17 protein-coding genes are annotated in these 24,785 nt (G+C 45.6%); 9 read left to right on the top strand and 8 right to left on the bottom strand.

Annotated features, from left to right (window positions below):
* Positions 1–64: 64 nt before the first annotated feature.
* Both FBF61_RS31095 and FBF61_RS31100 read right to left on the bottom strand, forming a co-directional pair.
* On the bottom strand, positions 65–1,633 hold the full coding sequence (locus FBF61_RS31095; protein WP_138484894.1) for a sulfatase family protein: 1,569 nt from the start codon (positions 1,631–1,633) through the stop codon (positions 65–67).
* A 205-nt stretch (positions 1,634–1,838) separates the two neighbouring features.
* Positions 1,839–2,402 carry a DUF4142 domain-containing protein gene (locus tag FBF61_RS31100; RefSeq protein WP_138484895.1) on the bottom strand — a complete coding sequence of 188 codons (564 nt, stop codon included), beginning with the start codon at positions 2,400–2,402 and terminating at the stop codon, positions 1,839–1,841.
* 215 nt (positions 2,403–2,617) lie between these two features.
* On the opposite strand from FBF61_RS31100, the gene FBF61_RS31105 reads away from it, so the two are divergent.
* The 5 genes from FBF61_RS31105 (at position 2,618) to FBF61_RS31125 (ending at position 7,923) form a co-directional block, all read left to right on the top strand.
* Positions 2,618–3,070 (top strand): response regulator, encoded by a 453-nt coding sequence (locus FBF61_RS31105; protein ID WP_138484896.1) that lies wholly within the window; start codon positions 2,618–2,620, stop codon positions 3,068–3,070.
* Between the two features lie 17 nt (positions 3,071–3,087).
* Positions 3,088–3,699 carry a biliverdin-producing heme oxygenase gene (locus FBF61_RS31110; RefSeq protein ID WP_138484897.1) on the top strand — a complete coding sequence of 204 codons (612 nt, stop codon included), beginning with the start codon at positions 3,088–3,090 and terminating at the stop codon, positions 3,697–3,699.
* A 7-nt stretch (positions 3,700–3,706) separates the two neighbouring features.
* Positions 3,707–5,995 (top strand): ATP-binding protein, encoded by a 2,289-nt coding sequence (locus FBF61_RS31115; protein ID WP_138484898.1) that lies wholly within the window; start codon positions 3,707–3,709, stop codon positions 5,993–5,995.
* A 111-nt stretch (positions 5,996–6,106) separates the two neighbouring features.
* Positions 6,107–7,207 (top strand): DNA topoisomerase IB, encoded by a 1,101-nt coding sequence (locus tag FBF61_RS31120; RefSeq protein ID WP_138484899.1) that lies wholly within the window; start codon positions 6,107–6,109, stop codon positions 7,205–7,207.
* 248 nt (positions 7,208–7,455) lie between these two features.
* Positions 7,456–7,923, top strand: a complete 468-nt coding sequence (locus tag FBF61_RS31125) for a ferritin-like domain-containing protein (RefSeq protein ID WP_138484900.1) — start codon at positions 7,456–7,458, stop codon at positions 7,921–7,923.
* Between the two features lie 143 nt (positions 7,924–8,066).
* Here the strand turns inward: FBF61_RS31125 and lolA1 are convergent, their stop codons facing one another.
* From lolA1 to FBF61_RS31150, 5 genes are all read right to left on the bottom strand, one after another.
* Positions 8,067–8,702, bottom strand: a complete 636-nt coding sequence (gene lolA1, locus FBF61_RS31130) for an outer membrane lipoprotein periplasmic chaperone LolA1 (protein WP_138484901.1) — start codon at positions 8,700–8,702, stop codon at positions 8,067–8,069.
* Positions 8,703–8,821: 119 nt separating this feature from the next.
* Positions 8,822–11,338 carry an FtsK/SpoIIIE family DNA translocase gene (locus FBF61_RS31135; protein WP_138484902.1) on the bottom strand — a complete coding sequence of 839 codons (2,517 nt, stop codon included), beginning with the start codon at positions 11,336–11,338 and terminating at the stop codon, positions 8,822–8,824.
* Positions 11,339–11,383: 45 nt separating this feature from the next.
* Positions 11,384–12,415: a quinone-dependent dihydroorotate dehydrogenase gene (locus FBF61_RS31140; RefSeq protein WP_138484903.1), complete on the bottom strand. Its 1,032-nt coding sequence runs from the start codon at positions 12,413–12,415 to the stop codon at positions 11,384–11,386.
* Positions 12,416–12,560: 145 nt separating this feature from the next.
* Positions 12,561–12,992 carry a hypothetical protein gene (locus tag FBF61_RS31145; protein ID WP_229215312.1) on the bottom strand — a complete coding sequence of 144 codons (432 nt, stop codon included), beginning with the start codon at positions 12,990–12,992 and terminating at the stop codon, positions 12,561–12,563.
* The gene (locus tag FBF61_RS31150) at positions 12,983–13,234 is read right to left on the bottom strand and encodes a hypothetical protein (protein WP_138484904.1); all 252 of its coding nucleotides are present in this window, start codon (positions 13,232–13,234) and stop codon (positions 12,983–12,985) included. Before FBF61_RS31150 ends, FBF61_RS31145 begins: the two co-directional genes overlap by 10 nt.
* A 187-nt stretch (positions 13,235–13,421) precedes the next feature.
* Here FBF61_RS31150 and FBF61_RS31155 point away from each other — a divergent pair, with 187 nt between their 5' ends.
* From FBF61_RS31155 to tamL, 4 genes are all read left to right on the top strand, one after another.
* Entirely contained in the window at positions 13,422–15,848 is a 2,427-nt protein-coding gene (locus FBF61_RS31155) for a TonB-dependent receptor (RefSeq protein ID WP_229215313.1), read from the top strand.
* Positions 15,849–16,161: 313 nt separating this feature from the next.
* A complete protein-coding gene (locus FBF61_RS31160) occupies positions 16,162–16,875 on the top strand; it encodes a hypothetical protein (RefSeq protein WP_138484905.1) in 714 nt (237 codons plus the stop codon).
* Positions 16,876–17,007: 132 nt separating this feature from the next.
* Entirely contained in the window at positions 17,008–21,939 is a 4,932-nt protein-coding gene (locus tag FBF61_RS31165) for a translocation/assembly module TamB domain-containing protein (protein ID WP_138484906.1), read from the top strand.
* On the top strand, positions 21,929–24,361 hold the full coding sequence (gene tamL / locus FBF61_RS31170; RefSeq protein WP_138484907.1) for a translocation and assembly module lipoprotein TamL: 2,433 nt from the start codon (positions 21,929–21,931) through the stop codon (positions 24,359–24,361). The genes FBF61_RS31165 and tamL overlap by 11 nt, the downstream gene beginning before the upstream one ends.
* Here the strand turns inward: tamL and mce are convergent.
* Positions 24,350–24,778, bottom strand: a complete 429-nt coding sequence (mce, locus tag FBF61_RS31175; protein ID WP_138484908.1) for a methylmalonyl-CoA epimerase — start codon at positions 24,776–24,778, stop codon at positions 24,350–24,352. The genes tamL and mce overlap by 12 nt on opposite strands.
* Positions 24,779–24,785 lie beyond the last annotated feature (7 nt).

A 24,785-nucleotide genomic window follows, 5' to 3' on the forward strand; every position in this document is an offset into this window, starting at 1 on the left:
GTTATCAGCAAATAAACAGCCCTGAAATCTTCTTTTTGAAACTTCATCATTCTTTTGATATCCATTATTTTTTGGCGGCAGCCAATATTTTCAACGCCTCGTCATCCTTGTACTGTCCCATAAGGGTTTTAAGTTTGGCCTTCAGGTCTGCGGCAATTTTTTCTGTGCCCTGTTTTCCATAAATATTTGAAACTTCGGTTGGGTCTTTTTCAAGATCAAACAATTCCCAGGCATCAACTCCTCCGTAAAAATAAGCAAGCTTATACCTGTCTGTCCGAATGCCGAAATGAGGGAAAACATGGTGCGGCTGCGGATATTCGTAGTAGTGATAATACGCTTCTTTTCTCCACGGCGTCTTGGCAGTCTGGGGTGCCTTCAAGAGCGGCAAAAATGATTCCCCCTGAATATCGGCCGGAATTTTGGCACCTGCAATATTCAGCACAGTCGGTGCCCAGTCTACATTCATCACAAGATCTTTAACAGTTTTACCCGGCGTGATAACGCCCGGATAACGGATCACAAACGGTGTTTTCAATGATTCTTCATAAATAAAACGTTTATCGAACCAGCCATGCTCTCCCAGATAAAATCCCTGGTCCGAAGCATAAATCACCACCGTATTTTTAGCTAGGCCCGACTGGTCCAGATAGTCCAGCAATTTGCCGATATTCCTGTCCAAAGAATTGGCCGTGGAATAATAATCTCTCAGATAACGCTGATACTTCCATTCAACCAGGGCCTTTCCCGTTAACTTCTTATCCTTTATTTCCTGCGTAACCTTATCATAATAAGCTTTGAAAACTTTTTTCTGCTCGGGGTTAAAGCGGTTGTAAGTCCAGTCTTTTTCATAATCCACATCTACTTTCAGGTCCTGCTTCATACGCATGGTTTTATCTATCGTCATATCCTGCTGCAATGCTGCGGTCCTGCCGTTGTAGTCATCATAAAATGTAGAAGGCAACGGGAAATCAACATCATCGTATGCGCCCAGATCCTGCAAATCGGGCAGCCACTCACGGTGAGTTGCTTTATGCCCTACTATGAGGAAAAACGGCTTCGAATTATCCCGCTTTTCCAGCCACTCTGTCGAAAACTTTGTGATCAGATCAGATACATAGCCGGTATACCGGGTGGTATCATTGGGTTGTCCGATAAAATCCGGATTGTAGTAATTCCCCTGCCCGGGAAGTACATTCCAGTAGTCAAATCCTGCCGGGAGACTATTCAAATGCATTTTTCCTATCCAGGCAGTCTGGTAACCGCTTTTTCTCAGTTCTTCGGAAAGCAGCGTCTGATTGGTATTGAACCGGGTGTTATCGTTTCTTTTGTAACCATTCAGATGACTGTATTTCCCGGTTAACAAAGTGGCCCGGCTCGGACCGCAGATCGAATTAGTGACCAGATTATTTGTGAGTAGGGCTCCTTCGCGTGCTATTCTGTCAATATTGGGTGTTTTGGCTATTTGATTCCCATAAGCCCCAATCGCCTGATAAGCATGATCATCGGAAAAAATAAAAATAATATTGGGTCTTTTTCCGGCTGACCCCGGCTGGGCAAATGTAGCAGATGAGGCAATCAGCGCGATAATAAAAGAAAAACACGAACTTCGGAACGGTCTGGCAAACGTGGTCATACTAATACTCTATATAATTGGTAGACAAAATAAACTTATCCCTCAGTAATTAACAAGCTTAAGATGAGATTTACCGGCAATTTTACTATTTCTTTTTTCCAGTATAGTACACAAGCCATATTTCTTTTCACTGTTGCCATTTAAAAAATCAAAAGCCGAGCTTCCAAAAAGGAAACCCGGCTTCTGAAATGAAATAATTGTTACTTTATTTTATTGCGTCATGGATGGTCTGTGCCATTTCCAGATGGTGTTTTAATGCAGGAACTTTACCGGCTGCCCAGGCTTTAACCTCTGCGTCTTTCGCATCGCTGGCCGCTTCTTCAAATTCCTTAATATCCTCTTTGTGATCTTCTACCATAAAATCGATGTAAGCTTTATCAAAATCGGCGCCTGTCTTTTTTGCAAGGTCATCGTATTTTTTTTGCTTGTCATCACTTAGTGCAGTTGGCAGCGTGATATTTTTTTGCTGGGCCAAAGCGATGAGCTCTTCATTTGCTTTGGCATGATCCGTACTCATCGTTTTTCCGAATTTTTTAACCTCTGCCGCCGCTGCATTGGTCTGTGCAAGTTCACCGAGTTTAACCTCCATCATACCTCCGTCCGCGGCATCCACCGCAAATTCGGCATCATCTTCTATTTTAGTATCATCCAGTTTTGCGTCGTTTTGTTCTTCCGCCACTTCCGTACTATCCTCTGTCTTATTGCTATTACAGGCTGCAAATGAGAGCATAGCAGCCAATGCAAGCGAGCTTAATGTTATCTTTTTCATAATTATTTACACTTTTTGTAGTTATTTGATATTTATAATTTAAAAAAGCGTGCCAAGCAACAATTGAGCATCCATCAGAAGCGCTATCGAAATTTCGCTTTAAACAAACTTGTATTATTTTTGTTGCGCCTGAATTTCCGCTGCCATGCCATACTGCACCGGGCATTTGTGCACAGGAACATAATCATATAACCCGGTCTCTCTCTTCATTTTACATGAACCTAGCTAAACAATATTGCATCCTTCTGGCAGATGATGACGATGATGACACTTTTTTGTTCCGCGAGGCTCTGGAACAGATTCCCGTCCAAGCGGAACTGATCGTGGCGGAAAACGGGATGAAATTGATGGATATTCTAAATGGGACAGACGTAAAGCCTGACCTCATATTTCTGGATATGAACATGCCCGTGAAGAACGGGCTGGAGTGCCTGGAAGAAATCCGGGAATCCGACGAACTGCTGCATGTACCGGTTGTGATACTTTCCACATCTGTTGCAGACTATCCCATTGAATCGGCCTTTAGCGCCGGTGCAAACCTGTACATTCAAAAGCCGACGAGCTTCTCAGCTTTGGTAGATACATTGAAAAAGTGCATCCTTGAACAATCAGCTGCTGAGCGCTCGGTCAATCTGGAGCAATTTTTGATCAAAAACACAAATAATTAAGTTTTGCCCTGTGCTTCATGAATGAATTGACTGTATCTGAAAATGACAAGCTTCAATTTTTGGCTGATTTAAGACAAAGTACGGCTGCTAGCCACCAAAAATTGGAAGATAGCGAACTTTCAAAAGCGATCCTCCTGCCAGATGTTACCTTAGCTGCCTATCAGACTTATCTGGTTAAAATGTATGGTGTAACCAAAGCCGCTGAAGACAGCATATTTCCTGTTATAGAGGGAGTTGTGCCTGATTTAGATCAAAGATATAAGTCTCTCCACGTCCTTGAAGATCTTGCCAAAACGGGCTACCCCGAAGAAAAACTCTCGTCCATCCCTGTTTTTGATTACCCTTTTTCTTCAGTTTCCGAAGCTTTGGGTTTTATGTATGTAACAGAAGGATCTACGCTCGGAGGGAGGGTGTTGTTCAAACATATACATCAGACTTTAGGGCTCACCGCAGAAAACGGGGCAAGCTATTTCTGGGGATACGGACCTCAGACAGGAATACTGTGGAAATCTTTCATCGCCGCACTTACCCGATTTGCAGTTGAAAAAGATGAGAGCGAAAAAATTATTGAGAGTGCAGTTCAAACATTTGCCAACATTGATAACTGGCTGAACGAAGCGGCTTATTGATCACACAATGAACATCAAAAATATTGTAAACCGGGATATCGTCAATCTGACAAATTGCGAACACGAGCCTATACACATCCCGGGCAGCATCCAGCCGCACGGGTTTCTGCTGGGTTTGGATAATGATAGTCTGCTGATCGAGTTTTGCAGTGCGAATAGTGCTGCGTTTATAAAACTCGCCCCCGAAGCGCTTCTAGGCAAACACCTCACAGCATTTTTATCTGAGGAAGCATTCGGCGCTTTCAGGTCTTATATCAAGACAGACACCTTTGACTCGTCCAGGCCTTTTGTTTTTACTCTTGACGACATATCCTTCAACACGACTATACACCCGAGCGGCAACCATCTGATACTCGAAATCGAACCCTTTCCCGACGGAACGCTCAACTTGCCCAACCTTTACAACCAGACCCGGAAGTTTGTTTCTTATATGGAGAAAACAACCTACTTGGGTGAGCTGTGCCAGAATATAGCCGATGAGACGCGCCAGATAACAGGTTATGACCGGGTTATGATCTATAAATTTGACCCCGAGTATAATGGCGAGGTGATCGCAGAAAGCAGGCGACAAGATCTTGATTCTTTTTCAGGGCAGAAATACCCGCATACCGACATTCCGGCACAGGCACGCGAACTATATATAAAGAATCCGCTGCGGATGATTGCCGACATCAATTACGAGCCGGTACCTCTGCTGACACTGGATAATACAGGAGAAAAAAGTAACAAGTCGCTGGATCTGAGCCTCTCGATCCTGAGAAGTGTTTCTCCGATCCATGTGGAATACCTGAAAAACATGGGCGTGGGCGCAACGCTGACCATATCCTTGCTGCAGAATCAAAAGCTCTGGGGATTGATAGCCTGCCATCATTACTCGCCGAAAATCCTCCCGCATTATACCAGGCTTTCCGCGCTGCTGCACGGGCATTTTCTTACCTCTCAGATTGCGGTAAGGGAAACAGCCGAAGAGTTTGAGGTGAGCCAGGGGGTCGAAAAATCACTGAGCGAATCGCTGGAACTCCTGCACCAACATGAGGATTTTATCGAAGCGTGTCACCAGTCACCGGCTTTGCTGACACTTGCCAATGCATCCGGTTCGGTTATTTTTTATAATAACAAATTATATAAAAACGGAGAAGTTCCGGCAGACGACGAGCTCATTCCGCTGTTCAGCTTCCTGGCTGCCAACTATTCAACGAGCGGACTGGTCACCAATGAATTGACTAAGACTTACACCGAGCATGCCAATTTATCAAAGTTCGCTGCCGGGATCATATACCATTCACTGGCGCCGGGCACACCGGATGGGATCGTCTGGCTGCGAAAAGAAAGAATTGAAACCATAAACTGGGCTGGTAATCCTAAAAAAGCGGTCATTGAAAACGCAGAGGGCCTGAGGCTTTCACCCCGCAAATCTTTCGAGCTTTGGATGGAAGTGGTAAAATACAAAAGTGTATCCTGGCGAAAAACCGAGATCAGCGCTGCCGGCACTTTCACCTACTCTTTACAAAAGCACATTAATTTCCGCGTTATACTGGACCAGGAAAATAGAAACAGGATCCTGAATGACGAATTGCGTACCGCTAACAAGGAACTTGCCAATCTCAACTGGATCAGCACCCACGATCTGAAAGAACCTCTGCGCAAGATTCAGATTTTCGCATCAAAAGTACTCGACCGCGAAGACCCTGACCTCTCGGCGATGGTTAAGGATTCGGTGGAAAGAATGCGCTTTGCGGCTGAAAAAATGCAGATGCTCATCGAAGACATCCTTACGTATTCCAAAACCGGAAATATGGAAAAAGTCTTTAAAACCATGGACCTGAATATTATTCTCTCCAATGTACTCGAAGAGCTCAGCATCAACATTGAAGAAAAGCAGGCCATCGTGAACAGAGTTCCCTTGCCGGAACTGAATGTAATTCCTTTCCAGGTACATCAGTTGTTTGTCAATCTTCTGACCAATGCCATAAAATTTACCCGTGAGGGCATTACTCCGGTGATTGATATCAGATCTACGATTGCCGACAGCGAAGACACGCCTGGAATAATGCTGCCCCGCGACCGCAAGTATCATCAAATCTCCTTTGCTGATAATGGGATCGGTTTTGAAAAAGAATATCAAAACCGGATTTTCGGTGTGTTCCAAAGGCTTCATCCTTCCCACAAATATCCGGGAACAGGCATAGGTCTGGCGATTTGTAAAAAAATTATGGATAACCACCGCGGTTTTATTACCGCTGACGCGGAACCTGGTCAAGGCGCAACCTTTACCCTATTCTTCCCTGCCGGGTAATCAACCTAATCAAAAATTGAGTAGATTCTTCCCCCAATAAATTCATCGCACTGATGTTTTGTGCTGGTATTAATTTAATATCGTGACGTTACAACTTTAATATTTTGTAACATGTCAACAGCCGCAGCAGTTGGAACATTAACAGACGTCCCCCTGGTCAGTGCAAAGGAAATCAGGAAGTTAAAAAAGGACCCGGCCTCTACCGCCGCAGCCGCAGGCTTGAACTACGTCCAGTCTACAAACGCACCCGGATATTTTCGAAAAGGCAAATCACCCCGGTTTTATTATGTGGATAAAAAAGGGGCACGCTGCACCGATAAGACGGTTATCCAGCGAATAAAATCTTTGGTACTGCCTCCTGCCTGGAAAGGCGTATGGATCAGCAAAGATAAAAACGCCCATTTACAGGCCACTGGCATTGATGAAGCCGGCAGGAAACAATACCGTTATCATCCGCACTGGAACCTGATCCGCAACCAGACCAAATATTACCGTCTCCTGACCTTTTCCGAAGCACTTCCCCGGTTACGTGAACAGGTGGTCCATGACCTTAAAAGAAAGGATTTTGCGCTCGAAAAATCCATTGCGCTGGTCATTAAACTGATGGACAAAACTTGTATGCGTGTAGGCAATCAGCGATACAAGATCAAACACGGATCTTCCGGGATCACCACCATGGACGCGCGCTGTTGTACCGTCACGGGCAGCAAGATCCGGTTTATGTTTACGGGAAAAAAGGGGATCAAACAGGACATTACATTGCGTGATATCCAGCTTGCTCGTCTGGTGAAACAATATAAAGAGATGCCGGGCCGTCGGCTTTTCAAATACACCACAGAAAGTGGAAGCAAGTGTGCACTGAATGCGACCCAGGTCAATAATTACATTCGGGAACATACCGGCTCCAATTTTTCAGCAAAAGATTTTCGCACGTGGATGGGCACGGTAACTGCTTTTGAATATCTGAGCTCGCAGGAAAAATACGAAACGCAGCGCCAGTTCACACGGGTCGTGAATACCTGCCTGGACGTTGTAGCAGCACACCTTGGGAATACCCGCGCAGTATGTAAAAAATATTATGTACACCCGGCTGTTTTTCTTGCGTACGAAAATAACAAGATCCAGCGCATCCTCAACAAAGAGACCGAAGAACTCAAGGACTTCTCAGCCAGTGAGCAACATGTGAAGGCCTTGCTCGCAAATCCTGCTTAATTTGTGTGGACTAAAAAGAACATATCCAGGTAATAAACTTATTATCAAAGAATTAACATTTAAAAAACTGGCGAATTTGCTATTCATATACGTAAATCCCCGTTGAACAATATCCACTAAAACTCAGCCCGATCATTAACGTTTATAGTTCAAAATCCCGGATTTCTATGTTAAAACCCGTGGCACAGGATTTTAAAACACATTGGTAATTGAATCAAAAATTTGTCACAAACTAAATACACTGAGTTATGGAAACCAATGAAAATCTTGTGGAAGTGTTGAATGACCTGGTGAGGATTAACAATGACCGGATCGACGGATACGAAAAAGCCATCAAAGAAACCGAGGATATTGATGTTGATCTGAAAGGTATATTCCAGAAAATGGCGAACGAAAGCCGTGAAAATGTAACTGAACTGAGTGCCGAAATAGCAAGCCTGGGTGGCGAGGTAGCAACGGGTACAACCAACTCCGGGAAAATATACCGCGTGTGGATGGACATCAAAGCAACCTTTACCGGCCATGACAGGGCTTCGGTGCTGGAAAGCTGCGAGTATGGAGAAGATGCGGCCCAAGAAGCATATGACGATGCACTGGCCACCGATACGGATCTTCCTGTGAATATCCGCCAGATCATTACAGATCAGAAAGCTGAATTACTTGAATCACATAACCTGATCAAGAAATACAGAGACTTGCATCAGGCTGTAAACTGATAAAAAAAGTTTAATAGCATAAAAAAGTGGGATTGGATCCAAATGATCCAATCCCACTTTTTTATATCAGCTCTGATGGTGCACAGCCTTATATCTGCAGGCTTACCTATGTGTCAGGAGCGCAGTTGACGCCCAGCCGGCTATTATCTTAAATCAACCACTTCCACACCGGGATATTGTTTTGAATTGAACGTAAAATAGCTGTCGTTCACATTCACATCCGGCTGAAACTGATCCACCTGATACTTCACAGTCTGACCGTTTTTCTGATAAATTTTCCAACTGTTGATAGACTTGTCAGCTTTGTTGACCTGGATCTCAACCTTGTTAACCTGGCTGGCTTTGTTGGTTGATGTCAGTTCCACCACTTCAAAGGTTTTGCTTCCCTCCTTTTTCTCTTGTAAAAAAGCATATTTGAACCCTTTCTTGTAAGCAGAATAAATCCTTGTAGGATCCAGGTCGCCGGAAGCAGTCGGGTCGAAATCCTGAAGATTCACCTCATTGGTTTCCTTAATGTAAGTGGCCATCAGCTTTCCGTCATTATAGATTTCCTGGCCTGCGAGTTTAAGCCGGAATTTGGTTCCTTTCACCGTGGCATCACCTTTAAGAGCTTTTCCACCGTCCGGGGTATAGGTAAATGCTGCCTTGAACGATTTGATATGCTGATATTTGTTACTCATTGCTTCCAGAATAGCAGTTGATTTCTTGTCCCCCTGAGCACAAACCTGAGCCATACCTGCAACAAAAAACACCGCCGAAAGCCAATAAGCACTTTTCATGAAACTTTTCATATTAAAAAATTGAAAATTAGTGAGTTAAATAAAAACGTTGATCTTTAACTGTTACAAAATTTAGACCAACCTGTATTGAGAAGGTTTAATCATTTAAAAACATCATATCAACTCACACCCATTACCCGCAGGTGTTCCTCCAGTCCGTTGAGGTCGTGGAACATCACATCGCGGGCCTTGCTGCCTGTGAAAGGGCCTACCACCCCAAGAATTTCCAGCTGGTCCATAATACGTCCTGCGCGGTTATAGCCCAGTTTCATTTTACGTTGGATCAATGAAGTGCTTCCCTGCTGGTGCGTAACGATCAGGCGTGCCGCATCCGGGAGCAATCCGTCAAAATCATCAGGATTGAGTTCACTTCTTCCTTCTGCCGCATCCTCTCCTTCATACTCGGGCAATGCATAGGCATCATCATAGCCCCGCTGGCCTCCGATATATTCGCACACATCCTCGATCTCGCGCGTGTCGATGAACGGACACTGCAGGCGGATTACTTCGGAATTGATAGCCAGCAACATATCTCCCTGCCCTACCAGCTGTTCCGCCCCGCCCATATCCAGGATCGTACGGGAGTCAATGCTCGAAGTTACCCGGAACGATAAACGTGCGGGGAAGTTGGCTTTGATCAAACCGGTAATTACCTTGACGGAAGGACGCTGTGTAGCTACCACAAGGTGAATCCCCACAGCACGGGCCAGCTGCGCAAGCCGGGCGATGGGTGTCTCCACCTCTTTTCCGGCAGTCATCATCAGGTCCGCAAGCTCATCGATTACCAGTACTATATAAGGTAAAAAACGATGGCCTTTTTCGGGGTTAAGCCTGCGTTGGGCAAACTTTGCATTGTATTCTTTGAGGTTTCGGACCGCCGCTTCTTTGAGCAGGTCGTACCGGGAATCCATCTCGATACAAAGCGAGTTCAGCGTAAAGATCACCTTTTTTGTATCCGTGATAATTGCCTCGTCGGCGTTTGGCAGCTTGGCCAGAAAATGCCTTTCCAGTTTATTGAAGAGGGTTAACTCCACTTTTTTAGGATCGACGAGCACGAATTTTAATTCCGCCGGATGCTTTTTGTATATCAGTGAAGCAAGGATTACATTCAGGCCGACGGACTTTCCCTGCCCCGTGGCACCGGCCATCAGCAAGTGGGGCATTTTGGCAAGGTCGGCAATATGGATTTCATTGGATATCGTTTTACCCAACACAATCGGCAGGTCGTAGGTCGATTTCTGGAAACGTTCGTTGGATAAAACCGAGCGGATAAAAACAGTTTCGCGGTTCTTGTTCGGAACTTCAATACCGATCGTTCCGCGTCCCGGCATAGGGGCAATGATCCTGATACCCAGGGCGGCAAGGCTCAGGGCAATATCCCCTTCCAGGTTTTTAATCTTTGAAATCCTTACGCCAGCCTCGGGGATAATTTCATAAAGTGTTACCGTGGGCCCGATGGTCGCTTTTATTTTGGAAATATTGATACCATAGCTTCCAAGCGTATCTACAATCCGAGTTTTGTTACTTTCCAGCTCCTCCTGGCTTACTTTTTCATGCAGATTTTCAACAATTTCGTTCAGCAGGCCGATATTCGGGAACTGGTAAGAAGGCAGGTCGAGCATCGGATCGTACTGCCCAAATTCCCTCAATACCGAAGCATTGATGTCCTCATCCTCAAATTCAGTTTCAGCAGGCACCACAGGCACCTCTACTTCGAGTTCAAGCTTCACCTCTGCGGGAACGACCGGTACAACCGGCGGAACGACTACCGGAACAAGAGGTTTCACCGGGGTAACAGGTACGATTTCCTCTTCTTCGATCACCTCTGTTGTCTCAGCCAACCCATCCCCTGATGTTGTTTCATCGTCATATGTATCGTTTACAACTGATACGTATTCTCTTTCCGGTACAGCTGGCGGCACCACTGCAGTTTCTGTCGGCTCCTCATTTGGTGCTGCGGCCACTTCCTGTTCAGGATCAGGCTTTGCATTTTTGAGCTGCCATGCTTCATACGCCGATTTGGCATCGTAGAAAAATACAGCGAAAACAAAAAGTGAGAATATGATCGGGATGACACTCCCCCATTTGAGCCAATCGAATAGCGCAACATTGAGCGTATAACCAACGCCCCCGGACACGAAGCTCAGATTATTTTCGGTGTTGCTCATCAGCACCACATAACCCATCAGGGCACTTAACCAAAGAGTGAAAAAAATCACCTCTCTGGTAACCCGGCCCAACGGAAGCAGCTCTTTACCAAAAGCGATTTTCCATCCAGCAATAAATGGGATCAGGGGAATCAGCAATGCGCCTACCCCGAACCAGCGGTACACAAAAAAGTGGGAAACTACAGCCCCGAGCACCCCGAAGAAATTCCGTGTCTGACGTCCGGCATCCCGTATCGACTGACTTCCCATTCCGTCCACTACGCTCTGGTCGGAGAGACCTGTAATGATGTAGGAAAAAAAAGAGACTTCAAGGATCAGTCCGACGACTATAAAGAAAGTACCCCAGGCCAGCATGTTTTTGGGACTGGAAAACAGGTTCTCCCAGTCCAGGGACACACGAAAGCGCGAACCCGTGGCTTCCTCTGCTTTCTGGCGATGTGTGTTTCCTCTTATTTTATTAACTGACATTTATTCAATACGGGGAATGCGTGAGTGTATCTTGACTTGATTTAATTATTTGCTCACCAATGCTTTACACAATTTACTGGCAAGGCCGGGCCCTTCATAAATGAACCCTGTATAAATCTGCAGAAGACTTGCCCCTGCTTTTCTTTTCTCCAGAGCGCTCTCTGGTGAAGAGATTCCTCCGACACCTATAACCGGAAACGCATGATTGGATTTATCGCAAAGGTAACGAATTACTTCAGTCGACCGGTGTGCAAGGGGAGCCCCGCTCAACCCTCCGGCACCTATTTTCTCTATTTCTGAGGCACTTGTGCGCAGATCTTTTCGGCTAATGGTCGTGTTGGTGGCTATCACTCCGGCAATGCCTGTCTGCTGTATAATATCAATGATATCGTCCAACTGGCTGAATGTCAGATCCGGCGCTATCTTCAGGAAAATAGGTTTGGGGGAGAATCGCTCCTTGTTTTTTGTCTGAAGTTCGCGGAGAAGGGCGGTGAGCGGCTCTTTTTCCTGCAAATCGCGCAGTCCCGGCGTGTTGGGCGAACTTACATTGACCACGAAATAATCCACAACATCAAACAATTCCCGAAAACAGATCAGGTAGTCGCTAAGCGCATTTTCGTTTGGGGTGTCTTTGTTTTTGCCAATGTTCCCGCCAACCAGGATTTTGGATTTGCGGTGTGCAAGTTTGGCAGCGGCAACGGTTGCTCCCTTGTTATTGAAACCCATCCTGTTAATAAGCGCTTTATCACTTTTCAACCGAAAAAGCCGGGGTTTGTCGTTGCCGGGCTGAGGCCGTGGCGTTACCGTCCCGATTTCTATAAAGCCGAAGCCCAAAGCTTCCAGCTGATCGACCATTTCTGCGTTTTTATCAAAACCGGCAGCAAGGCCTATGGGATTTCTGAACCGGAGGCCGGCCACTTCCTGTACGAGATCGGGATGTTCATAGGTGTATAAAGATCTCAGCAACTGGGGAATGAATGGGATTTTGAAAGCAATGTGCAGGACTTCACAAACAAAATAATGAATCCGCTCGGCATCAAACAGAAATAGGATCGGAGAAATCAGGAATTTATACATCCTGCAAAAATAAAAGGTTTAGAATGAAGCGGGGCGGGGCAGGGAGTTTTTATTTTGAGGCAAAAAGGATTTTATGATCCTCCATTTTCCAAGTCATCCAAATTCCTCTGATCTTTACTCACTTGTAGTAAATCATCAATCATGATCACATCCCGAATGTCTTGCGGCCTCTCGCCAGAATTTTAAGTTCGCGAAGATCATTTAAATGCAAAAAATGGATCACACTCCCATGAGGATTCTTGAACTTTCTTGATCGTTTAAAAAGCTCTGAAAAATCAAATCTGTGATGTACTTGTGTCATAATGTCTAGTGTCCCCTCAAAACCAAAAATCTGCGGTTTTGTGAAATCCAAAAGACTAAGTTTTATAAGCTCAACCTCATCCAGTTCCATACAACGAAAAACACTGATCAACCTTTCACCGTTAGCCTGAGTTGGATTAATCCAGATGTCAACGTCGTTGGTAGCCCGGTTCAGCCCATGTAAATACAGTGCGAATCCTCCCACAACCATGTATTCCAGGTTTTGTTCCTGGGCACATCTTGTAAACTGTAGGAAATCATAGTCTTCTAAATCCATGTAGGGTCACGAAAAATAATAGTGCGTTCTTTTAAAGGGACTTTTTTTATTCCCATGAAATAGTCAAACTTTTCTTTTTCTTCAAAAAACTTCACAAACCTCTTTTCCGGCCCCTCGTTTAATCCATCAAGCAACGACTGCCTGTATGGGCCGTTTTGATCCTTATAAATCGTAATAACCCTCTTCTTCTCCATAACCAATTGATTCAGCAGGTATATAAAGTAAATATAAACCTCTGCCATTTTTAATACTACCAATCTTTATTTTTTTATAATTTTATGTAATTAATTCAAAGAAAAGGACGTTAAAAATATTCTTGGTAACTTTGTCGCTGATTGTTTATTATCAACAGGATTTTGTTATATAAACTGTGTCGAACAGGTTATTTATCAAGCTTAATTCCTAACAAAAATCTAAAACCCCTGCCCTGTGAAAAGAGCTGCAACTCTATCTCTATTCGTACATTTTACACTTCTTACCTTTCTTTTTTCTGTCCCTGCCGCCTTTACAGCACAGGCCGCCGATCTTAAAATAATTCATATAGACGGAGGAAAGCTCGTAGGCAAAGTGGTGGAATCACCCGGTAACATTGGTGTGAGTTTTGCCACTGTTGCAGTGCTTGTCTCACGGGATTCTACGTTATCCACCGGGGGCGTTACCGATGAAAATGGCGTGTTTGCCATACCGGATGTAAAACCGGGGAAGTATATCATCAGAGTTACCAATATGGGTTATCAAACGAAGTTTGTGCCCAATATCAATGTTGCCACAGAAGCCAATCTGCTGGATCTGGGTGCCATCGTGGTCCTTCCCGAAGCTCAAAAGCTGAATGAGGTGATTGTGAAAGGGGAGAAAACCATGATCGTTGATGATATTGACAAAAAAATAGTGAATATCGGCAAGGACATGCTTGCTACCAGTAACAATGTGAGCGATCTTCTCGAAAAAGTGCCCGCTGTATCGCTGGATGAAAACGGTAACCCGCAAGTACGGGGAAAAGGTAACGTCGTAGTGTTGATCGACGGCAAACCTTCCAACCTTTACGGCAGCGATCTGCCCACCATTCTTCAGTCCTTTCCTGCCAACCTGATCGAGCGCATAGATGTAATGACCACCCCGTCCGCCAAATACGAGGGAGAAGGTGCTTCGGGTGTGATCGATATCATCACGAAAAAGACGAAAATCCGCGGGACAAATGGTGGCCTCCGCGCCAGCCTGGGCAACAGAAATTCCCACAGCGCATCGGGAAATTTGAGTTACCGAGTTGGAAAAGTGGGTTTGAATGCTTCCCTGAGCGGACAAACCAGGAATATGTTCTGGAAGAGGGAGCTCAGCAGGGATAATTTCATCTCCGAAACAACCACGCGTCTCGACCAGTCAGGGACAGGTGAAAATAAAAGTAAAAATGCTTTTGGCCGCATCGGGATGAACTACGATATCAATGATAAGAACTCCGTTGAGGTCGGCATGAACTACTCGCTTTACGGGAACCGTAACTTAAGCAATATGCTGAATGAAACCAGCTTGCCAAACGGTGTGATTTCAGAGCGTTTTGACAGGATTTCAAGAAGTACCGGCGATGGTAACAACCTGAACTTTAATTTTGATTACCGGAAAAAATTCAGTGACAAAGATCATCAGCTGAATTTCACAGCCAATTATTCGCTTGGCAACTCCGACGGCGAATCTTACTATGACCAGGAAAGCGTTATCGACAGCCTCGTGCGGCACCAGCAAAATTTCAGGAACAATAACCGCAAATCGCTTTACCTGAACTCCGACTATACCTGGCCGATCACCAAAAAAGCTACCCTGGAAGTAGGGATCAGATCCAGATTCAATACCAATGACAATACCAACTCATTCTATAATCTGGACAGGGAACTCGGGAACTATGTTTTTGACCCTAACATCAGCAATATCTTCGGGTACAAAGATGCCACCTACACCGGCTTCATGACTTTCTCCCAAAAAACAGACTTATGGGGAATGCGCTTCGGAATGCGTTTGACAGATTATAACCAGAATATCAATCAGATCAGTATCAACAGGGATTTCAAGGTACATTTCCTCACGATAGTACCGTCACTGGCCCTGACGCGCAAACTGGGGGAATCGTCCCAGCTTAAACTGAATTATAGCCGCCGGGTACAGCGCCCGGAAGCCGACTGGCTGAATCCTTACACGGATGTTTCTGATCCGAGAAACATCCAGTCCGGAAACCCAAACCTGCGCCCGGAATTTACGCACAAAGCAGAAATGGGGTATTCCAATTATGAAACCTCCGGCGGATGGGGACCTTCCCTGTTTATGGATTATTCAAACAATGCGATTACGCGGGTACGCACAATTAACGAAGCAGGTGTTTCCCTTACGCAGTTTGATAACGTAGGCCGGGAAATGGCTTACGGACTAGAAACTGATTTCTCACAATCGATCGGTGACATTCTGAAAATTAATGGCAGCGGACGGGTATTCAGGTCGGAGGTTGTGTCCCAAATTGCCCAGATTGACAACCGGACGTGGAGCTACTCGGGTAATGTGAATGCATTTGTTACATTGCCGGCAGACTTCCGCGCTTCTGCATATCTAAATTATGAGGGTCCGCGTGCCATTGCGCAGGGAACCCGTGACGGTGTTTTTATCGCCAATATGGGTATCAGAAAGGATTTGCTGGAAAAAAAGGCTACAATTTCCTTCAATGTACAGGACATATTTTTGTCGAGAGCTTATAAGAGCCATTTGAATACCGCAACTTATTCTCAAAATTCGCTCTGGCAGCAAACGAACAGGCAGATCAACCTCACCTTTCAGTACCGGTTTGGTAAAATATCCGCCAGCGGCGACGATGCCTGATCACGGTCTTTATCGAAATTTTTAAAAAGTAGGATAATTCAGTTTATCCTACTTTTTCATTTACAGCCTGTTAGCTACAGAATAGTATAGCCATCTCAAAAGCTCCCTGACGTTTACCGGTATCCCAACAGATTTTCGGAATACGGCGTATCCGAAAAGTGTGGAATGGTTTTTGCCATCAAGGGGAATAGCAGTAGTCAATTTATTTTGCTTAATTAAACCCCAAACGGAATTACCGCTCTAAATGCCGGATCTAATCCGCAGATCCAAGAAAAAGCGGTAACAAGTTATCAACCAATAAATAAAAATTGAAATGAAAAGATCATTGAAAATGTTAGCCGGGCTGCTGCTGGTTTCGGCTATGTCGTTTGCCCAAAAACTACCTGCAGATTCTATTTTCGCCAATTATTACACTGCAACCGGCGGTAAGAAACTATGGGATTCCATAAAGTCATTTAACTTGAACCGTAGCTTTTCAGCTGCGTCAGCAACCCCATACGTTTCCAATACTACGGTTTCACTGCCGGACAAGTCGATCCACAAATCAAAAACTATCATGAAACGCAGTTTTGTATATACAGTGAAGGGTAACGAAGGATGGATCAAAGTTCCGCTGGGACAAAGAGCCGATGTGAAGGATCTGAGCCAGGCTGAGCAACAAAGCATGCGTTTTGAAATGTATGACGTCTTAGCACCATTTATTGATTATAAAAACAGAGGTTTCATAGCAACTACCGTTGGCACCGAAACTTTGAACGGAGTAAGCGTTAACCATGTCGAACTGCAGGGAAAAGGCATGAAGTACAATTTGTATTTTGATGCAAAAACCGGACTTCTGGTTCGCCAGAAGGAAACGGCCAATGGCGTGGAAACAGTGAAAGACCTGTCTGAGTATACCAAATCAACATATGGCATACTATATCCGGCTAAAATTGTAGAAACCAACAGTGTGGACAAAAAACCGGTCACTGTGAAATCCGCGGTTACAATAAACGGTCAGGTCAATCAGGAATTATTTAAACGATAGCCTGTAAGACACAGGACATCTATTTTCTCCGGATGGTGAAATTCAAAAGATTTGGCCATCCGGATTTTTAAAAATAGCCGGCAACAAATAACTCACCTCTTCCCGGACCGGGGGCAGGATTAAAAGCAACGAATGAAGAAAGCACTAAAGGTACTGGCCATCATTATTCTTACGGTATTGATTCTGGTTGGTGTATTGATATGGGGCCTGCAAACTCCTTTCGGGCAGAATTTTCTGACAACTCAAGCTAACAGTTATCTCAGGAAAAAACTTAAGACCAAGGTAAATATCGAGAAAGTACGCTTTGATGTGCCCGACTGGATCCTGCTGGAAGGTGTTTACTTCGAAGATCAGGCTGGCGATACGCTCGTTGCCGGAAAGCGGTTATATGTTGACCTCGATATGTACAGCCTCATCAAGGGAAATATCGGGATCAATAAGGTAGAAATGGAAGGCGTGACGGCAAATATCAAAAGAACGCTTCCCGATACGGTTTTTAATTTCCAGTTTATCGTAGATGCTTTTGCAAGCAGCGATACCACTACGGTCACCGATACTACCTCAAAACCGCTTGAAATGCGGCTGGATCAGATTTCTCTTAAAAATATAAGGTTATCTTACAGGGATGCGGTGGTGGGAACGGATGCCGATGCTAACATTGATTCCGCTCTGGTTCGTTTTGACAAATTTAACCCGACCATTTCCCAGTACCATCCCACCAAAGTTGCCCTGCTCAATAGCCAGGTGAAACTGCGGATGTACCAGGCGCTGAACACCGCCGACGCTCCCAGCCCTCCCTCCGATCCGGCTGATTCGCTGGACTTAAAATTGGGCGATATCGATATCAGGCAGTTCAAATGGCTTTTTGAAGATGAAACATCCGGACTGAAAAACGGTGTGACTGTCGGAAAACTGGAAGGGCATATTAACAACATCTTTATGGGCAGTCAGCGCGTGGACGTTAAAAACCTATCGCTGGAAGATATGTCGCTGTATGCTGAGTTTGCAAAAAAGGCAAAAGCTCCGGTCGCGAAAGATACAGCTTCCTCGGAACCTGCCACGCCAGGCTGGAACGTAAAAGTGGGCGATATCAAACTCGTCAACAATGATCTGCGTTACGATGATTTCAACGCACCTGCCCAGCCAAAAGGGCTGGACTACGCACATTTGAATGTTAAAAACCTCAATATCGATCTGCAGGATTTTCTTTTTTCTGACGAGAATATTGCAGGTGCGCTCAAATCAGGTTCCTTTCAGGAAAAGAGCGGGTTTAAGCTGGAAGAATTCAGTACCAATTTTGCTTACGGTGCAAAAGAAACCTATTTAAGAAATTTATTTGTAAAAACTCCCAATACCCTGCTCAGAGACGAGTTGAGCCTTCGCTATAACAGTCTGGACGAGCTTACAAAAGACATTGCAAAAGTTAAAATCAAGCTGAGACTTACCGATAGCCGCATCGCTTTCGCAGATATCCTGTTATTGGTTCCGGACCTTGCCAAGACCCCTCCATTCGACAAAGAACCCAATGGCATCGTGAAAGGATCAGGACAAGTGACTGGTTCGGTGGACGATATGCTGATATCAAAAGCGCGGTTCAGCATGCTGAATGGGACGGTACTAAGTGTAGACGGAAGAATACAAGGACTGCCCGATGCCAACAAGCTGGCTGCTGATATGACCATCAACGAAATATCATCGACCAAACAGGACCTGATGAAAATGCTGCCCGACAGCGCGGTGCCTGCGTCGATAGAACTCCCCGACCAGATCAAGATCTCCGGAAGGGTGAAGGGATCAATGGAAAACGTGACTTTGACCACGACGATCAACACGTCTTTTGGAACCGGGACGTTTTCAGGAACACTTAAAAACATAACAGACAGCCTGAAAGCGCGCTACAACGGAACACTTGCCTTCCAGGATTTCGATCTTGGCAAAATGATGAAGCAGCCTCCTGAAGAAATGGGCAAGCTTACGCTCAGAACCGATATTGACGGAATTGGCTACGCTCCGAAAACCATGAAAGCCAGCCTGGACGGTACCATAGCAAGTGCTGACCTTAAGGGATATGTCTATCAAAACCTTACGCTCAAAGGTGATGTCGACAATGGACTGGCACACGTAGCGGCCAGCATGAATGACAAAAATATTGACGTAGACCTGACAGCGGAAGCTGACTTGTCGAAAGAATATCCAAGTGTAAAAGCAGATCTATCCATAGACCAGCTTGATCTCACCGCCTTGAATTTATATGCTGATTCTCTGCAGGTCAAAGGCGACATTAAGGTGGATATGCCTTCTACGAATCCTGAAAACCCGCTCGGGACATTCAATATCAACGACCTTGTACTGACACACCACCGCAAACCGGTGAGTATTTCGGAAATCAATGTGCAGCTCACCGATTCCGCCGGCGGAAAACAGGCAAATATTGAATCGCCATTCCTGAAGGCAAAAATGGAAGGCAATTTTGTATACACTGAAATCGCTGACGTGCTCTTTACCGAGGTCGGAAAACATTTTAAAGCACCGGGATTAACTTACAATACCATTACAAAACCCGTCAACTTTACACTGGACGCGACAGTCACCAATCACCCGGTATTCCAGGTAGTGGTACCGCAACTGAGAGAAATGAACGCGGTGCAGTTTCACGCCCATGTCGATAACCAAAAAGACTCTTCCATTGTAGCCCGCCTGAGTATTCCGATGGTGGATTACGATAGCATCCGTACCGAACGCGTTTCGGTAAACTTCAGCAACGTGGAAGAAAACGCAGCCCTGATTGCGAATGTCGGGTTGGTTAATACCGGTGGTTTCAGGATTCAGAATGCATCCCTGGATAGCAAAATTGTCGATAACGATGTCAAATTTGATTTTATCGTAAAAGATTCCCTGAATGTTGACCAACGGCATGCGGTAAAAGGCGACCTTGCGATTGCGGGAAGCAAATACCGCCTCAACCTCCGCGACAACCTGCTTCTTGACTATCACGAGTGGGAAACTGATACTGCGGGATATATAACTTATGCTCCGGATAGCCTGTATATCAAAGATTTTGTGATCCGCGAACGCAACCAGTCCCTGACCATCAATTCCACTACAACGGAACCAAACAGCCCGCTTGATATTGCGATGGCTAATATTTCTATCGGGCCTATGATCGCCATCGCAACACGGGATTCAACGCTGGCGACAGGAATATTGAATGGAAAAATCCTGCTGAGCAATTATATGGTTGCCCCGGTATACACCGGAAAACTCACTATTGACAGCTTGGCGGTGACTCAGATCCCTGTGGGTAATTTATCGCTTGTGTCCACCAACGAAACTGAAAACCTGATCCGAGTGGGAATGTCCCTGGTGAGTGCGCAAAACGATATCCGGCTCGGAGGAAGTTACAATCTTAAGGCTGACGATCCGATGGATTTTAAAATGGAACTGAAAAAGCTCAGTGCCCAGACCATCGAAGCATTCAGTTTCGGGGAGTTAAAACGTGCGGAGGGGAATCTCACCGGAAATGTGGCCATCAGCGGTTCCACCGACAGCCCCCGTTTGAACGGTGCGATCAATTTCGACAACGTGGCTTTTAATGCATCCCAGCTAGGCTCGAGGTATTCGCTGGCTAACCAGAGTATCCAGTTCAAAGACCAGAACATCACATTTAGCAATTTCACGATCGCTGATTCGCTGAACCAGCAAATGAAAATAAACGGGAATGTAAGCATCGCCAACATTCCAAATGTTGGCTATAACCTTACCATAGGCGCCAAAAACTTCAACGTCCTTAATTCAACACAAAAACAAAATGAGCTTTTCTTCGGCAAAGCGGCCATAGACGCCAATCTGACTGTGAAAGGCCAGGGAACCAAATCGATCATTGACGGTAGCGTGAAGGTGAATTCGGGCAGTAATATTACTGTGGTTTTGCCGAGCGATGCAACGGAGGCCGGTGACGCTACAAAAGGCGTGATCGAGTTTGTCGATATGAGTGACTCCACCCAGGTCGCTAAGGCCGATTCCCTCGAAAATGCCAACATCATGGTGGATTTCGCATCACAGATCTCACTGGATATCGATGTCAATGACCAGTCGGAATTTAAAGTGGTGATCGACGAGCTCAATGGTGACAATATCAGACTGAAAGGAAACGCACAGCTCAACACAGGTATAGCCCCGAATGGCGAATTATTCCTTTTGGGCTCCTATGACCTGACCGAAGGTTCTTATGATCTGACACTGGAAATCCTCAAAAGGCAATTCCAGATACAAAAAGGAAGCACCCTGATCTGGACCGGCGACCCGATGAAAGCTGACCTGAACATCACTGCGTCTTATCCCGTAATGGTGGATCCAGGATCTATTTCTTCCAAATTTCAGGGAAGCAGTAAAGTACCTATCCAGGTTCAGATCATCATTACCGGAAACCTGACTACGCCGAATATCACGTTCAATATTGTGCCGGGAAGCGAAATTTCGGATGAAGTGCGGAGAGAGATCGTTGCACAGACATTCTGGAATGATATGACCAATAATCCTTCCGAAATGAACAAGCAGGCTTTCGCTTTGCTGATCACCAATAAATTTATAACTGACCAGTCGTCACCAGGCTTTAACCTGGGTTCCAGTGCAGAAGCAGTTGCCCGGCAAAGCGTAAGCCAGTTGCTCAGTGACCAGCTCAATAACCTGGCCTCCGACCTGATCAAAGGTGTTGATCTCGATATCGGCCTTAATTCAACTGCCGACCAGACCACCGGCGCCAGAACCGACCTTAATCTCGGGCTTAGCAAAGCATTCTTGAATAACCGTCTGAAAATATCGGTTGGCAAGAATTTCGAGCTTGAAAGCCAGTCTAATTCTGCGAACTCGACCGAAGTATTCGATAATATCGCACTGGATTATTCCATCACACCCGACGGCCGTTACCTGTTCCGTGCTTACCGCAAAAATCAATATCAATCCATATTGGAAGGCTTCATTATTGAAACTGGTGTGAGTTTTATTATTACGGCAGATTACGATTTGTTCCGTGAAATTTTTCAAAAGCAAAAGAATGAGAAATAGTATATCAGTCGTACTGGTAATATGTGTATTGCTGAGCAGCTGCTCCGTAAATAAATATGTGCCGGCCGGCCAGAGCCTGTATGTTGGCAATAATGTCAAAGTAAATCCTGATAGTATTACGCGGCCCAATGTTTCGGGCCTCGACTCCCAGCTTGAAGGCATCGTGAAACCGGCACCTAATAAAACGCTGTTTGGATTTCCTTACAAAGTCTGGTTTTACTATTTCATCGGCGAGCCCAAAGATGAGGGTGGACTTAGGAGCTGGTTCCGTAAGAAACTGGGTGAACCTCCAAAATTTGCCACACAGCGCGTCATCGATATCAATGCCGCTAACATGGTTTCGTATCTTGACAATGAAGGGTACTACCGCTCCTCTGTAAAAGGGAAGCTGGTTGAGAGCAAAAAAAAGAAACGCAGGACTGCTGTTTCGGAATATGAAGCTTATGTGATGCCGCGGTACGTGATCAATGAGGTCAATTACGTGGTGAGAGACAGCTCTCTTTTCAACAGGGACCTGGTTTTGTCAAAAAAAGATACTTATCTGAAAAAAGGCGATCCGGTACGGCTGGATGTTATTTCGTCTGAAAGATCAAGGATAGATAAGGAGCTGAAAGGCAAAGGGTACTACTATTTCAATCCGGATTATCTGATCATGAAAGTGGATTCGACGATCGGGAAAGCAGACTCGACGCTTGCTCCTCAGCAGGTGAACCTTTATCTGGAAGTAAAACCAGAAACTGCCCAGACTTCTCTGAAACAGTATTTTATAAATGGCATATATGTCAACACCGGAACAGAAGAAAACCTTTCCGCCGACTCGGTAGTAAGCCGCGGGCCGGTGCGCCGGGGTATTAATATCACCGATCCGGGCAAGCTTTACAGGAGAAGGATATTTTACGATGCGATCGGTTTCCGCAGGGGCAATATGTATACCAATACAATGCATGATGTGTCGCTCTCGAGGCTGGTAAACCTCCAGAATTTCAAATTTGTCAAAAACCGCTTCGAGCTGGTTCCCCGCTCGGATTCGGCTTTGCTCAATGTTTATTATGACCTGGCTCCGCTTAAAAAGAAATCTCTCCAGACGGTAATCAGCGCCAGTACCAAGTCAAACAACCTGGGCGGCTCCCAGCTCGACGTTACCTGGCGTAACCGGAATATGTTCAAAGGTGCGGAGATGCTATCCATCAATGCTTACTTCGGATTCGACGTGCAGTTGGGCGGGAACAGAGAAGTGAATCCGAACAAAATCGGAAACGAATACATTCGCTACGGGGCGCGTGCCGACTTGTCTTTTCCACGTTTTATCATTCCTTTTTATAAAGTAAGACCGGAAAAAAGCCAGTCGCTGCCCAAAACCGTGGTATCGCTTATTTATGAAAACCGGGTCCAGACGGGATTTTTCACCACCACGTCTATCCGCGGAGACTATTCTTATGTCTGGCGGAAGAATTCGGAGGTAGAGCACACGCTTACACCTATCTCGCTGAACTATATCACGCCTAGCAGAATAAACTGGGAGCGTGTGGACGACATCATTTTCAGTGCCAATACCAATCCACTGGATGTAGAAAGGTATCTCAGGATCCTGGAAACCAAGTATTTTATCGCTGGATCCAATTATAGTATCTCCTACCGGCCGACACCCAGACCTTTCAGCAGAAATCAGTTTGCAGTTACCGGCGGGATCGATTATGGCGGTAACCTGCTCAGCCTGTTTTCTCCCAAAAATAAAGTGGATAGCCTGCCCAAGGAATTTTTTGGCGTACCTATATTCCAATACGTAAAAGTAGATGGTGACGTACGGTATTACCGTACCGTAACACCCGGACTAAAATGGGCGACGAGACTGATCGTCGGCGCGATCAAACCTTATGGCAACTCTGTCAACACGCAGACACCTCTTTTCAAACAATATTTTGGCGGAGGTAGCAATGGGATCAGAGCGTTCCGGGCCCGGGCGCTGGGGCCAGGTGCCTACCCGCCCGACACCGCGTCTATCCGACTCCTGGGTTATCAGTCTTTTGCCGATATCAGGCTGGAACTGAACACAGAACTGCGCATGAAATTCACCAATATCATCAACGGTGCGGTGTTTGTGGATGCAGGAAATATCTGGTCATTCGGCGACAGTACCAGATCTGGCTACGATACCCGGGCGTTGATTGGAAATGGTTTTTTGAAACAGGTTGCAGTAGGTGGCGGGATCGGGCTACGGCTGGATTTCTCCTATCTGATATTCCGGCTCGACCTGGCGACACCTTTCCGGAAACCCTGGTATACCCAACTGCCAGAAACAGACCTTCCTGAGGGCCAAGTGAAGTATAAAAATCCATGGGTTTTCAACGAGATCAACTTCGGCAGCAAGGCCTGGCGAAAGGAAAACCTGATACTCAACATTGCGGTCGGGCTACCGTTCTAGGCCGTGTTTATCCGCTGTTTTGATCTCCTGACATAATTCTATCAAGATTCCGTTTGTGGTCCTGGGATGTAAAAAACAAACCAGCTTATTATCTGCGCCGGGTTTGGGGGCTTCGCTTAACAAGGTGAAGCCCTCATTTTTTAACCGCTCCATCTCTTCCACAATATCCTTTACCTCAAAAGCGATATGGTGAAAGCCCTCCCCTTTTTTTTCAATGAACCGAGCAATGGCGCTATCAGGACTCGTGGCTTCCAGGAGCTCGATTTTCGTTTGATTAACCTTAAAGAAAGACGTAGAAACATGCTCGGAAGCAACTTCTTCGCGTTTGTAAGGCCCTTCACCGAAAAGCTTTGAAAACAGCCGCTCTGCGGCAGCCAGCTCTTTTACGGCAATACCGATATGCTCTACATTTTCCATACAGTCA

The sequence above is a fragment of the Dyadobacter bucti genome, assembly GCF_005869225.1.
GTDB classification, from domain to species: domain Bacteria; phylum Bacteroidota; class Bacteroidia; order Cytophagales; family Spirosomataceae; genus Dyadobacter; species Dyadobacter bucti.

Bases quoted from the DNA above. Each gene is read 5' to 3' on its own strand.
- FBF61_RS31095 (WP_138484894.1), bottom strand. From the start codon at position 1,633: ATGACCACGTTTGCCAGACCGTTCCGAAGTTCGTGTTTTTCTTTTATT.
- FBF61_RS31100 (WP_138484895.1), bottom strand. From the start codon at position 2,402: ATGAAAAAGATAACATTAAGCTCGCTTGCATTGGCTGCTATGCTCTCA.
- FBF61_RS31105 (WP_138484896.1), top strand. From the start codon at position 2,618: ATGAACCTAGCTAAACAATATTGCATCCTTCTGGCAGATGATGACGAT.
- FBF61_RS31110 (WP_138484897.1), top strand. From the start codon at position 3,088: ATGAATGAATTGACTGTATCTGAAAATGACAAGCTTCAATTTTTGGCT.
- FBF61_RS31115 (WP_138484898.1), top strand. From the start codon at position 3,707: ATGAACATCAAAAATATTGTAAACCGGGATATCGTCAATCTGACAAAT.
- FBF61_RS31120 (WP_138484899.1), top strand. From the start codon at position 6,107: ATGTCAACAGCCGCAGCAGTTGGAACATTAACAGACGTCCCCCTGGTC.
- FBF61_RS31125 (WP_138484900.1), top strand. From the start codon at position 7,456: ATGGAAACCAATGAAAATCTTGTGGAAGTGTTGAATGACCTGGTGAGG.
- lolA1 (WP_138484901.1), bottom strand. From the start codon at position 8,702: ATGAAAAGTGCTTATTGGCTTTCGGCGGTGTTTTTTGTTGCAGGTATG.
- FBF61_RS31135 (WP_138484902.1), bottom strand. From the start codon at position 11,338: ATGTCAGTTAATAAAATAAGAGGAAACACACATCGCCAGAAAGCAGAG.
- FBF61_RS31140 (WP_138484903.1), bottom strand. From the start codon at position 12,415: ATGTATAAATTCCTGATTTCTCCGATCCTATTTCTGTTTGATGCCGAG.
- FBF61_RS31145 (WP_229215312.1), bottom strand. From the start codon at position 12,992: ATGGATTTAGAAGACTATGATTTCCTACAGTTTACAAGATGTGCCCAG.
- FBF61_RS31150 (WP_138484904.1), bottom strand. From the start codon at position 13,234: ATGGCAGAGGTTTATATTTACTTTATATACCTGCTGAATCAATTGGTT.
- FBF61_RS31160 (WP_138484905.1), top strand. From the start codon at position 16,162: ATGAAAAGATCATTGAAAATGTTAGCCGGGCTGCTGCTGGTTTCGGCT.
- FBF61_RS31165 (WP_138484906.1), top strand. From the start codon at position 17,008: ATGAAGAAAGCACTAAAGGTACTGGCCATCATTATTCTTACGGTATTG.
- tamL (WP_138484907.1), top strand. From the start codon at position 21,929: ATGAGAAATAGTATATCAGTCGTACTGGTAATATGTGTATTGCTGAGC.
- mce (WP_138484908.1), bottom strand. From the start codon at position 24,778: ATGGAAAATGTAGAGCATATCGGTATTGCCGTAAAAGAGCTGGCTGCC.